The sequence below is a fragment of the Mycobacterium mantenii genome, assembly GCF_001667865.1.
Taxonomy (GTDB): domain Bacteria; phylum Actinomycetota; class Actinomycetes; order Mycobacteriales; family Mycobacteriaceae; genus Mycobacterium; species Mycobacterium mantenii_A.
Genome location: NZ_LZJP01000013.1, coordinates 227,283 through 239,519, shown reverse-complemented (window position 1 = coordinate 239,519; position 12,237 = coordinate 227,283). Strand labels below are relative to the sequence as shown.

The 12,237-nt window shown below is 62.4% G+C and carries 12 protein-coding genes and 1 tRNA gene; 10 read left to right on the top strand and 3 right to left on the bottom strand.

The genetic code is table 11. The annotated features are described in order from the left end of the window. Positions 1 to 195 precede the first annotated feature (195 nt). The 3 genes from A5688_RS26610 (at position 196) to A5688_RS03075 (ending at position 5,079) form a co-directional block, all read left to right on the top strand. Entirely contained in the window at positions 196 to 2,556 is a 2,361-nt protein-coding gene (locus A5688_RS26610) for an ATP-binding protein (protein ID WP_082955185.1), read from the top strand. Between the two features lie 1,018 nt (positions 2,557 to 3,574). After that, entirely contained in the window at positions 3,575 to 4,060 is a 486-nt protein-coding gene (locus A5688_RS03080) for a DUF6932 family protein (protein ID WP_067913996.1), read from the top strand. Continuing rightward, the gene (locus A5688_RS03075) at positions 4,060 to 5,079 is read left to right on the top strand and encodes a hypothetical protein (protein ID WP_067913993.1); all 1,020 of its coding nucleotides are present in this window, start codon (positions 4,060 to 4,062) and stop codon (positions 5,077 to 5,079) included. Before A5688_RS03080 ends, A5688_RS03075 begins: the two co-directional genes overlap by 1 nt. 355 nt (positions 5,080 to 5,434) lie before the next feature. Here the strand turns inward: A5688_RS03075 and A5688_RS27515 are convergent, their stop codons facing one another. Then, a complete protein-coding gene (locus A5688_RS27515; RefSeq protein ID WP_131812161.1) occupies positions 5,435 to 5,854 on the bottom strand; it encodes a hypothetical protein in 420 nt (139 codons plus the stop codon). 269 nt (positions 5,855 to 6,123) lie between these two features. On the opposite strand from A5688_RS27515, the gene A5688_RS28495 reads away from it, so the two are divergent. Together A5688_RS28495 and A5688_RS27990 are read left to right on the top strand one after the other, a co-directional pair. Next, the gene (locus A5688_RS28495) at positions 6,124 to 6,495 is read left to right on the top strand and encodes a DUF4189 domain-containing protein (protein ID WP_082955184.1); all 372 of its coding nucleotides are present in this window, start codon (positions 6,124 to 6,126) and stop codon (positions 6,493 to 6,495) included. A 52-nt stretch (positions 6,496 to 6,547) separates the two neighbouring features. Then, on the top strand, positions 6,548 to 6,673 hold the full coding sequence (locus tag A5688_RS27990) for a hypothetical protein (RefSeq protein WP_347503083.1): 126 nt from the start codon (positions 6,548 to 6,550) through the stop codon (positions 6,671 to 6,673). 48 nt (positions 6,674 to 6,721) lie between these two features. On the opposite strand, the gene A5688_RS03065 is transcribed toward A5688_RS27990, so the two are convergent. Both A5688_RS03065 and A5688_RS03060 read right to left on the bottom strand, forming a co-directional pair. Further along, a tRNA-Leu gene (locus A5688_RS03065) sits at positions 6,722 to 6,795 on the bottom strand. A gap of 31 nt (positions 6,796 to 6,826) precedes the next feature. After that, positions 6,827 to 8,050, bottom strand: a complete 1,224-nt coding sequence (locus tag A5688_RS03060) for a methyltransferase (protein ID WP_067913988.1) — start codon at positions 8,048 to 8,050, stop codon at positions 6,827 to 6,829. Positions 8,051 to 8,278: 228 nt separating this feature from the next. On the opposite strand from A5688_RS03060, the gene A5688_RS03055 reads away from it, so the two are divergent. The 5 genes from A5688_RS03055 to A5688_RS03035 all read left to right on the top strand — a co-directional run bounded on the left by A5688_RS03055 (position 8,279) and on the right by A5688_RS03035 (position 12,226). Further along, on the top strand, positions 8,279 to 8,566 hold the full coding sequence (locus A5688_RS03055) for a DUF732 domain-containing protein (protein ID WP_165606940.1): 288 nt from the start codon (positions 8,279 to 8,281) through the stop codon (positions 8,564 to 8,566). A gap of 735 nt (positions 8,567 to 9,301) precedes the next feature. Then, positions 9,302 to 10,207 carry a PPE family protein, SVP subgroup gene (locus tag A5688_RS03050; RefSeq protein ID WP_067834759.1) on the top strand — a complete coding sequence of 302 codons (906 nt, stop codon included), beginning with the start codon at positions 9,302 to 9,304 and terminating at the stop codon, positions 10,205 to 10,207. A 58-nt stretch (positions 10,208 to 10,265) separates the two neighbouring features. Then, complete coding sequence (locus tag A5688_RS03045) at positions 10,266 to 11,441, top strand: PPE family protein, SVP subgroup (RefSeq protein ID WP_067834761.1); 1,176 nt, start codon at positions 10,266 to 10,268, stop codon at positions 11,439 to 11,441. A gap of 158 nt (positions 11,442 to 11,599) precedes the next feature. Continuing rightward, a complete protein-coding gene (locus A5688_RS03040) occupies positions 11,600 to 11,896 on the top strand; it encodes a WXG100 family type VII secretion target (RefSeq protein ID WP_007771418.1) in 297 nt (98 codons plus the stop codon). A gap of 45 nt (positions 11,897 to 11,941) precedes the next feature. Further along, on the top strand, positions 11,942 to 12,226 hold the full coding sequence (locus A5688_RS03035; RefSeq protein ID WP_007771417.1) for a WXG100 family type VII secretion target: 285 nt from the start codon (positions 11,942 to 11,944) through the stop codon (positions 12,224 to 12,226). Positions 12,227 to 12,237 lie beyond the last annotated feature (11 nt).

Genomic DNA, 12,237 nt, shown 5'->3' with positions numbered 1-12,237 from the left:
TAGCCTGACAGGAGGGAATGGGGTGAACAACATCGACGGGGCGCGCAGAGGTGTCTCGAAGCGCCGAACGGTAAACGTCGCGTCGCATCGGCCGTCGCGATTGACGTGCTCTTGCTCCGCTGGCTGCCTAACCCGGGCCCCAGGTATAAGCCGTTTCGCATCAAGCGTCGGCTCCGCGACGCACGGACAAGTTGAATGAATTTCACATATATAACCAACGATGGCCTGCTTTACGATGCAATTTTCAGACATTACCGAAATGCCTTCGTAACCCACGTTCGACATTGCTTAGTGACCGAATTCGGAAGTGCGGCCGAAAGCCATTTGCGTGATATTTTTGGTACAGAGTGGGACGAAATCGTTCAGCGGGTACGCCGGTCAGAATCGGCAGGCTCCGTTGCGCGGACGCGTCGCGATGACTTCGATTACTTAGACATTGCGTATTTCGAGAGATTGATTGATCATTTTCACGAATATCTCGTTGACGAGCGCTGGAACGGGCAGATAGCTGTTAGCAGCAAGAAGTCCTTAATCGGCTGGATCCGGGAACTTAAAAGCGTACGTGATCCTACCGCTCATCCCGGATCTGACTTCGTTGACCTTCGTGATGCAATCCGAGCTGTAGACACCGCTCGGCGCGTGCTTGCCCGCTTGGGCAGTAGCGAAAGCCAGGAAGAATTGGAGCGCATTGAAGCCGAGCTTCTTGAGCGCATTACTCGTCCCCATGAGATCGGCTCAGCAGCTCCCCTCGATGATTCCTTGCCACGGCAAGAAACGATAGTTGACGATTTCGTGGGCCGAGCCAACGAATTACGACAACTGAGAGCGTTCCTCGGGCATCCCAAGAAGAACCGATGGCTCCTTGTTGGAGATGGCGGCAAAGGTAAGACGGCTATTGCGTACACATTCGCCCGAGAGATAATTGAGGCTTCGCCGACTGGTTTGTGTGCCGTCTTCTGGCTCAGTGCTAAAAGAAGAAAATATCAGATCGATCGAGTCGAGGATATTCCCAATCCGGATTTCTCGACTCTCGATGAGTGTGTCGAGCGGCTTCTAATATCGTATGGTCACCATGAAGCGTTGGGATTCACACCGGAAGACCGAAAAGATGAGCTTTTGCGGCTACTTGATGAGGTTCCGATACTCCTAGTGGTTGACGACCTCGATTCTGTAGACGAAGACAACGAGGACGCCGTAGAGTTTCTGACTCTCGACGTGCCACGAACTAGCAGCAAGGTCTTGTTCACCAGCCGCCGGAAGTTCGCGGGCATGGGTGAGACCCGCACGGATGTCAGCGGTCTTCCAGAAGATGAAGCTTTAGAATTCGTCCGAAAATGGTGCGAATGTGAAGGGTTCAACCAGGAAAAACTGACCTCAGCGGACCAGCGCGCGATCATCAAGGCGTGTGAAGGATCCCCACTCTTCATGGGAGATCTCCTAAGGTTAATCGCGTCATGTGCTAATCGCGCTGGAAAGTTTGAACCAGCACCCGTGATCAGGGATTGGATGGGCCAAAAGGGTGATACCGTCCGGCGTTATGCCCTTCAACGTGAAATGGATATGCTTACTGATAATGCACGACGGATACTAGAAGCGATGGGTATCGCCGGCCGGCCGGTAACTATAGAGGAGATTTCAGTTCTGACCGCATTCTCCACCCGCGTCGTGCTCGGCGCTATAGACGAGCTTCGCCAGCTATATCTTCTGAATGCACCCGCGTTGGAAGAAGAGACACCGCGGTATCACCTTAATGGCAACCTGGCGATCCTGGTTCGTAGCGAACTGGCGGACACGCCTCGAGAGAAGAAATTGGCTGCGGCGCTGGAGGCACTCGAGGGTAGAGGTCCAGAGCTCGCCCAAGCCACACATGTTAGGGATATAACTCGACAAGCACGTTTGTTAATCAATGGAAACAGGCTTGCCGAGGCAGAAAGGCTCCTTCAACGAGCTATTGAAGACCATCCCGAGAGCGCACACTTTCTCGCGTTGCTCGGATTTGCTTATATCGATTGGCAACCTCGACGGAATGCCGATGCTAGACACGTCTTCGACAGAGCGGCTCAGCTCCGGCACGATGATAAGGCGATGTTTCTCGCATGGAGTCGCATCGAGTACGAACAAGGCAATTGGCAAAACGCCATTAACGCCGCTGAGGCGGGATTGCGGAACAGGTCCAGAAAGGACCCGATGCTGATGCAGGCGGAGGCGCGCGCTCACCTCGGCATGGCTCGCGCTTTTCGATCGGCATTCCACGAGGGCAAGGCTAGGGAGTCGTTCGCTGCGGCCGATAGACTACTCGAGGAAGCGATCAAGGAAGCAAAGTCTCTTGGGCTTCGAACATTGGACATCAATCTTCTCTATCGCGATTGGGTTAGACTCGCTCGTCAGCAGAAGCGCGAGGGAGCGGTGTGCGCCCGTCTCAAGTTTTGGCAAAATTGGCGTCCTTCTGATCGGGAGTTAAGAGCGGAGTTAGCGGGTCACCTTGCGCTATGCAAAAAAGGCGGAGAACAATTCCATGTCGCGGCTCAGGCTCCTCGAGTAGCGGCGATGCGTTAGTGATGGGTATGGCCGGTAGTGCGAGTACGGCAGGACCGCGTGGCGCGTTGCCGCGCTGTATGCCGCCTGCCGAAGGTCGTCCGAGCCGGGCAATACTCCATAGTTGAGGCTAGGCGCCAGGGCCTAGTGGAACAGCGGACGAGCCGATCGAGCCACGCAACGGAGCGAACCACGGCGCGGCGAGTCGTCGACATCCGACAGCGGGAAAAACGCGGCGTGATGATCGAAACATCCGTGCCTCCGAATCCGGCTAGCCAGGTGTCAATCCAAACAACATGACAACGTTGCTTGCGCGCGACCGCAAGCGGAAGCCGCTTTCATGGACGGCGGCTCGGGCGCAGGACCGTTCGCCGCCAGCGCCCTCCGGTATGTAGTCACCGTAGACGTCTCTGCTAGGTGCCGACGAAGCGCAGCACGGCCGCGCGGAACCATTACGCATCAGAACTGTGATGCAAGTTAGCTGCCGCTCCGGCCCCGCCGCCGTGAACTCTCCACGCGCCGCGACGGGCGCGCCACAGAAACCGGCCAGCCTAACTTTAACCGCCTTTCACCAGGTCTTCTATCGGTGCCCCCAGTCGGACTCGAACCGACTGCGGTGGTCCTATTCATCCCCCTGCATCGGGCTTTACCTGCGCGCATGGCTGTATCGGCATACCGGCGGATAGCCCCCAATAGCGGGGAAGTGTGGCCAAGACGTGGCCACAGCTTTCGCGGTAGGGCATCCTTGGGGCCGAGGGGGTCTGCTTGGCTCATCCCCTGGGTCCCAGAGTCCAATGTGTATCCAGCGAAAACTTCGCCGTGGGCCACGGCGTGGGCGAACGATGTGGAGCTAGATCAAACCAGCCGGTCGATCCAATGAATCCACACGATAACGAGTCTTTCGGGGTGGTGGCGCACGAGGTTTAGGTCTGCGTGGCGTGACGGAAGAGTCTTCCGGAAGTGACCGCACCTTATGTTCAGCCCCCTTAGGATTCCTCAAACGACTTCGGGCGTGTGCAGGTGAGCGTGGGGGACATCATTGGCGATACCACCAACGAGTGGGCCGTACGCGACGCTGCCTATCGGTCGGCACCAGGCGACGCTCGATGAGGTCTACAAGACTTTCGTGGTGAATGCACCGTTCCGTCCTCGCCGTGAGCTGATCTTTCGCGCCCTGACGCTCTACATCGACCTCGTATCGCCGCAATTCACGACGTGCAGATACTGGATCAATGGCGGGTTTGTGACCCACAAACCCTGGGCGGAGCCGGAGGATGCCGACGTGGTTGTTGTCGTACCCCCAGAGGAGCATGCAAAGGTCACGCACCCCGATTTCATGCCGCTGCTGACGCTGGAGAGCAACGCGGGGAAGGTACACCCCATGGGCGGTCTGATCGACGGCTTTGTAGCGATGGACCACCCGGTGGCGCTCTCGACGTGGGAACTCACATGGTCATCGGTGCGGGATGAGCAGCACAATGTTGTTCCAGGCGTCAACAAGGGCTTCGTGGAGGTGAGTACGTAGTGGCGACCGATCACGAATTGGAGGCGTCGCTGATCGATGCTCTCCGGTACTCGTCGGGTGACCCCGCCTCCGACCGCGTGTTGCGTGAATCGATCCGCGCCGGGATCGTCCGCGACGATGCCGATCTCCTTAACATCTACGAGCGCGAGGTCGGGCCGGAACAAGCTGAGGTGGACCTCCACCTAGTCGGTCCCGGCATCGAGCGCAATGCGGCAAATGCGCGGCAGTTCTCGTTGTTCGTCAGCGGGATCAGCGATGCAGTGAAGGAGACCGCAAAGGCCCGGGTAGGCCGTCGGCGTTACCGGGACAATCTGCTGGTCGAGGGTGCAACACCGGGCTCCGTCAGGGTGGTGCTCCGGGTGGCGGCACCCGAGGTGCCCGCCGAACAGACCGTGGATGAGGAGACGGTGGCGTCGAGCGTGGATTCGGACGCGTTGCGCACTGTCGCGTCGATCCTCGCTCACGCGAGTGACCCTGATTTCGACACACCGCTGGCTGCCGAGATCGCGGAGCTTCCGATCAAGGCAAGGACCGCCCTCAAGCGGGTGGCAAATGCTTCGCAGCACGGCGGGTGGGCGGTGCGCGGCATGATCCGGCAGCGCCGGGTGGGGGCGGCCGACCTAGAGCTGACCAATGAAGGCGCGACCCGATTGCGCATCGAGCTTGAGGTCGCGCAGGAGAAGCGCGTCCGGGAGACTCGCACCGGCACCATCGACGGCTTCCGGTGGTCACTCGGCACGCTTTACTTCAATCCGGTTGATGCGCCGGCGTTCGCAGCAGGGGTTATGGAAAGCCGCATCGCGCAAGAAGTTACCCGCCTGATGAACGACCCCGAGCTACGGGTGGCAGCAGACTTCGACGTCGTGGAATCGTACCTCCCAGGCGATCAGACACGCTCCCGAGTGAGTCGCGTGCTCACAGGCATTCGGCCGCTGGGCGAACAGGCCGCACTTCCGGTCGTTGGGCCCTCGGCAGGGCTGCCGGGTCCGCCCAAAGAATTGCCGCCGGGGCGCGGCTGAGCCCCGTCGCTACCCGCCTCTGCGCCGGCGCAGATACTCGGGAATCGAGTGGCGACCGGATGATTGCCGCATTCTTCAAAACCGGATGGTTCACTAGATCGATCTTCGTAGGATTCGGTACGGCACAACGGATCTGGTGGTCGCCCCAAAGGACGCGGTAGACATTCATATGGTTTTCACCCGGTGCGGATCTCACTGAGGGTTTCGGCCAGGGGCCGTAAGACTTCGCCACCTTCGCATCACTGAGCAAACCGATTTGTCAAAGCCCTTTTCCTACAAGGGATTTAGTATTGTGGAGTGCGTGCGGAAACTTCTTTAACAGGCATTACCCGAAATGCAGGAGCAGCGGCCTCACTCAGAACACCCACACCACAGCGTTATTGCCACCGACGCACCGTGCAGCGGGCAGGATCACGCCACCAATCCGAACTGAGTCACCAGGTTGGCATTGCATGGTGTAAGTCTCGCCAGTCGCTGGCGAATATGCCCGAAGAATCGACGGTCCACCTTCAAGGATGTAGGTAACCGCGACATTGTGAGCAAAATCGCAGGTCGTCACCGTGGTGGCAACTGCCGAATGTCCATCGCAGACGTAGATATTCTCGACGAGGCCGATGGCACGCGTTGACGGTGCCGCCAGCAGGCCAAAGCCCAGCAGGGTGAATAGCAGGGAAGCGCCCACCATCCACAGACCAGCGGCGGCCAGCCACAGCCTTCTGATGTGCGTGCGTGTATGGCGGTGAACTGCGCCAGCAAGTTTCGCGGTGATCTTCATTGTCGCCCCCTCGGGAGCTATTTGCCGGATATGAGGATTAAGGGTCCGCCACTGCCGTCATCGCGCAAGGGTCCTATGGCCCTGCTGGGCATGACCGAGTGCCGAGATGACCGCGCTGGAACCCGCAAGCGTTCTCCCTGCCGAGACGCTCGTAGATGTTGTGGCTAAAGACTCTATTACGACGCCGCTAAGGACCCTGTTTCTACAGAGCCGTTCGAACGACGCTCATCGCATGCATTTCAAGCCAGGGTGAGAAACGGGGTAGAGCAATGAAGACAAAGTTGGCCGCAGTCGTAGGCGCACTCATGGTCGCCCTCGGACTATCCACGGTGCCCCATGTAATAGCAGCAACAGGATGGGTGTCTGCCGCCTGGTCGAATGTCGAGGACCATGTCCACTTCCGGTGGGGGTATGCAACCAAGGCTGATATGGATGCTTCTGCGGTGAGTGACTGTCGGATAACAGGCGGTCCTGCATGCCATGTCCTCGCCTCGGGCACACCATGTATTGCCGTGCTGGATGACTTTGAACATGCCCACTGGGCGGTCGGAGCCTCAAGAGACGAGGCGATCGCCAATGCGCTAATGCTTGTTGACCCAGTAAGCGCCCACCTGACAGGCGTCCATTGCTACTGGGAGTGACGGCCCGCTGGCAACAAATCTACAGTTTCCGAACCCGAAGGTGGTGCAGCGGATGCTCGGGCACGCGTCGGCGGCGATGACGCTGGACATCTACCCCTCGTTTTGGGACAGCGATCTGACCTCGGTGGCGGAAAGTGTGGCCAGAATGTGGCCAAATGCGGCCATCCCGTCGCGCTGACGGCCAAAACTAACGCTGTGACCAGCGGATATAGCCTCAGGATGCGGGTGCCCCCAGTCGGACTCGAACCGACACTTGACGGATTTTAAGTCCGCTGCCTCTGCCAATTGGGCTATGGGGGCCCGGTCGCGAATGTAGCCGACGGCGGGCCGGCTACCCGGTGGGCCCTTTGAGCGCCATCGCCAAGAAGTCGAGTCGCCACAGGCCCCTGAATAGCTTGTGTCCGAAATCCTGCAGCAGGGCCCTGTGCTCGTCGGGGACGTCACCGGCGCTTGCCACACATTCGATGATCTCCGCGATGGTGCGACGGCCGTCGACATGCTGGACGAAGGGCAGCTGGGCCGGGTTGAGCTTCTGCTTGCCTCCCGGCCAATGGATCTCGTCGCCGGACAACAGGCACGCCGTGCGCAGCAGCGGTACGTAATCGAATGAGGCCGGCGACGCGAAATCGATCGTGTACTGCTCCTTGGGACGTTCCGGGCGACAGGCCAGAAAGAAATGGGTGGCGTTGGCCGGCTGCAGACGTTCCATCACCGACCACAGTTCGGCGTCGGGCAATTGGTTCAACGCCGATTGGAACCCGCTCACCGGCGTGAGCATGTCATGCGAGTAGTAGGGCGTCTTGTGAAACCAGCCCTGAAACGCGAGTCCGGCCGCGCCGACCAGGTCGAGGCATTCCGCGACGGTGTAGCTTCGCGCCCGATTGTGCAGGAACGTGTCGACCAGGGCACCGTCGGAGACGAGGTCGCGCGCCGCTTTCAGATAACTGCGCACCGGATGGTCGCCCGGCAGCACCGCGACCGCCTCTTTGACCAACTGAACCGAGGCCTCGTCCTGCGACAGCTTGAGGTCGCGAAACACCGACTCGAGCATCTCGACGCCGATCCGGCCGTACTTCGCGTAGAGCATGACCGCCAGGACCCCGTCGCTGCGCAGGCATTGGCCCAGCGCCGTCAGCCCGGCCAGCGGATCGGCCATGTGGTGCAGAACACCGCTGGAGACGATGAGGTCGAAGTCGCGCCCGAGCGCCGACACCTCTTCGATCGGCAGCAGGTGCAGCTCCAAATTCTCCAGCCCGTGCTTGTCCTTCAGCTGCCTTTGGTGATTCAGGGCATTGCCGCTGACGTCGATCCCCACCACCTGGGCGCCGCGGTTCTTGAAGGCGAACAGGGCGGCCTGAAAGGTGCCGCAACCCGCGATCAGGATGTCGAGGTCCGGCTTGTACTCCCGGTCCGGCCACAACACCCGGTGGGCCCAGAACGGGTCAAACCAATCCCAATGGGTTTCGCTCCAGGCCGCGAGGTCGGCCACCGGGGGCGGATATTCCCACCGATCGTATTGGCGGGAGACACCGTCACCGCGCGGATCCTCGGTCACTTCGGCGCTGACTCCTTCGCGACGGGCGGGGCCTTCCCGGCATGTCTTGGGTGGTCGCGACAAACTTACAAGCCTCCGCCGATATCCGAGCGTCGAGAAACCGCTGGTTAGCTTGTCGAGACAGATTTGCCGGACGCAATTAGGATTCGGTTCCTGGCGCCCGAACCGCCACGGAGGAGTCGACGAGTGAAAACCACGGCACGTTTGGCCGGCCCTGTCGCTGTCGTCGTGGCCGGTGTCGTCGCCATCGTCGCCGCGCCGATCGCGAGTGCCGACCCCGCCGATGACCAGTACCTGCAAACGCTGCATTTGCGCGGCCTCAGCTGGGCGGATGGCGCCGATCAAACGATGATCAACGTGGGGCATGCCGTGTGTACGGACTTCGATGGCGGGGACACGGCGGCCCAGACCATCAGCGATGTGAAGAAGTCGGTCGGGTTGAGCAGCGGCGGCGCCAACATCATCGTGGGCGCGGCGGTTGCGGCGTACTGCCCGCAAAACCGCAGCAAACTGTAGGAGCCGCCGCCTGCGGGAGCGGCACCATCGCCGGGGTGCTAACGACACCCACTTAACTGCGCGGAGTTCGGGAGCACGATCCCCTCATCCCTCCCAGCCGCTCGCAAGTTTGCTACCTGACCTCTGGAGCAATGCCACCTAATCGCCGGGAGCAAATACCGGCGGTCCGCGACGGCCATCCCGTGGTGTGCGTCACAGCAGGCCGCACGGCACGCTACCCGGGCAGCCGCCAAAAGCTCAGACCAGTTTGCGCGACACCGGCCCTCGCCGGGCATCCGCCGGAATCGCAACCGCGCCGATCAGACGCACCCGCGACTTCCCGCCGAAGCTCGAACATCAACCGGCGCTTGGGGATTTGGCTCCGTCTCGCCATCGGCGGGCGGGTCATCGGGGCCTGGCGCACGACGGCCGCCCGCCGGCGCGGCCACCCGCCCACAATTAGCCAGATGTCTAACGTGCGATGCGAACGCGCGTCGACTAGTATCCGCGCGCCACGCGCGATCTCCTGCTGCGCCACCCGATTTCAGATGACGTCGCGGTATCGCCCGACAGGAGCTTGTTAAAACTACGACACTCGGCGTTAAGAAGCCGTAAACGGCTGTCACGTGTGCCTTTTCGGCGGGAATGTGGAGTCGGTGGATAGCTAGCCTCTTTCCAACGCACAGGGGACGTGGCGTGAACACACAGGCCGGCTCACCGCAGGGGGTCGGTCCGTTCCAACACTAGGAGCAACGGATGTCATTTCTGACAACACAAACCGAAGAGATGTTAGCCGCAGAGCAGTTGCTCAGCGGGATAAACACCAACCTGGCGGCGCAGAACGCGGGCGCCGCGTCGGCTACCACCGTGATCGCTCCCGCGGCGGCCGATCCGGTCTCGGCACAGCAGGCGGCAATCTTCTCGACCTACGGCACCCAGTACCAGGCCGTCGCCGCCCAGGCGCAGGCGCAGCTGGAACAGTACGCACAAACCCTGGGCATCAGCTCCAACGCCTACGGCAACACCGAGGCCATCAACGCGAGCCAGGCCGTGCTGTCGAATGCCGCGTCTCCCCTCGCTACCGCCGCGGCCACTCCGTCGAACACTCCCCTCGACTACCTTTCCTGGCTCCTCGGTAGCACCGGCAACGGCACCAACCCGAACATGCTCGGCGGCATCTTCGGCCTCTCCAGCAACGGTGCCAACATCCTGAACATCGGCGGCGGCAACTGGGCATCGGCCGGTTCCGACCTGATCGGGCTCGCCGGTGGTGGTCTGCTCGACACGTCCGGCGACGCCGCCGGCGCGGGATTGGCCGCGGATGTCGCCGCCTCACCCGGGCTCGGCGCCACCGCCGCTGCCGGCGGCATGACCGGCATGGGCGGCATCAGCGCAGTGCCGGTGGCCTCGATGGGCTCCGCGACCATGGTCAGCAACCTGGCGGTACCGCCGAGCTGGGCCGGCGCGCCCGCCCCGGCCGCCGTCACGCCCGTCAGCGCGATCCAAACGGCGGGCTGGACCGCCGCCGCGCCGCAGGCCGGTGCGGGCTCGGTCGTCCCCGGCATGCCCGGGATGGCCTCGGCCGGCCGCAGCAGCGCCGGCTTCGGCGCTCCGCGCTACGGCGTCAAGCCGATCGTCATGCCGAAACCGACCGCCGTCTAAGCAGCGGTCACGGTCACAGACTTCGAATCCGAACAGACAAATAAGGAGCGGGACAAAAATGGTTCTAAGTTTTGCGGCAATACCCCCGGAGATCACCTCCTCGCTCATCTACTCCGGTGCGGGCGCCGCGCCCCTGATGGCGGCCGCGACGGCGTACGCCAACCTGGCCGCCGAGGTGAGCACGACGGCCACCCAGTGGGAGTCGATCATCTCGTTGCTGACCAGCTCGCAGTGGACGGGCGGCGGGTCGGCGGCGGCGGCCGCGGCGGCCCAGCCGATCGTCACCTATCTGACCGAGACGGCGGCGACGCTCGAGCAGGCGAGTGCGCAGGCCACGGCGTCGGCGGCCGCCTTCGAGGCGGTGTTCGCGGCGGTGGTGCCGCCGCCGGTGATCGCCACGAACAGGGCCACGCAGGCGGCGCTCGTGGCGTCCAATGTGCTGGGCCAGAACACGCCCGCGATCGTGGCGCTGGACACCCTGTACGCCGAGTATTGGGCCCAGGACGCCGCCGCCATGGCCGCGTATCAGGCTGCCTCGGCGGCGGCCGGGACGCTGACCCCGGTGACGCCGCTGACGTCGACCACCGACCCGGCGGCCGCCGCGACCGTGGACAACGCCGCCCTCGCCGGTGGCGCGACCAGCGGCACCGCTCAGGCGCTCGCCGCTCCCGTCTCGAACGCGGTGACCTTGGCAGCCCCGACACTGCCCTTCACGACCGATGGGTTGCTGAGTTCGATCGACAATTTCCTCGGCACGCCGGCCGTGTTCAACGGCATCAACGGCGCCGTCAACACCGCGGCCTGGTTCACCATGAACACCATCCCCACGGCGGTGTCGCTGGGCCACACCCTGGGCGCCGTGCCGGCGATCGCCGTCGGCGACGTGGCACCCGACGGCGTCGCGGGCATCACCGAAGGCACCATGGTGAGCTCGGTGGCCCCGGGAAGCGGCCTGGGCGCGGCGACAACGGCGGCCGCCGGGGAGGCGAACATGGTCGGCCGTCTGTCGGTGCCCCCCGGTTGGTCCGCGGCCGCGCCGGCGACGCAGTTGGCCTCGGCCACCGCCCCGCTCGAGGGCTCGGGATGGACCGTCGCCTCCGAGGCCGCCGAGCCCGTCACCGCGATGCCCGGCATGCCCGGAATGGCGGCGGCGGCAAAGGGTGCCGGCGCCTACGGCTCCGGCCCGCGGTACGGCTTCAAGCCGATCGTCATGCCCAAGCAGGTTGTCGTCTAGGAGGTCCGCTGATATGGGAAAAAGGGGGTGCATGTCACCCATTTGAGGCGAGCAATTAACCGGTAGGCCGTAATCTCTTTACAACGCGGCCACCACCGCATCAATTACAACTGTTAAGACTTCGGCGAACTGAAGCTTCAAGATAGGAGACAGTCGACATGGCAACACGTTTTATGACCGACCCGCACGAGATGCGGGCGATGGCGGGCCGCTTCGAGGTGCACGCCCAGACCGTTGAGGACGAGGCTCGCAAGATGTGGGCGTCGTCGATGAACATCGCCGGCTCGGGCTGGAGCGGTCAGGCCCAGGCCACCTCGTACGACACCATGGGTCAGGTCAACCAGGCCTTCCGCAACATCGTCAACATGCTCCACGGAGTGCGCGACGGACTGATTCGCGACGCGAACAACTACGAGCAGCAAGAGCAGGCCTCGCAGCAGATCCTCGGCAGCTAACAGCAAACGCTGCTGCGTATCTCAAGACATTAGGAGAACACCGTTATGAGCATTAACTACCAGTTCGGCGATGTAGACGCCCACGGTGCGTTGATCCGCGCCCAGGCCGCGTCCTTGGAGGCTGAGCACCAGGCCATCGTTCGCGATGTGCTTGCTGCCGGCGACTTCTGGGGCGGTGCGGGTTCGGTGGCCTGCCAGGAGTTCATCACCCAGTTGGGTCGCAACTTCCAGGTCATCTACGAGCAGGCCAACTCCCACGGACAGAAGGTGCAGTCCGCGGGCAGCAACATGGCCAGCACCGACAGCGCCGTCGGGTCCAGCTGGGCCTGACACCGCGTCTC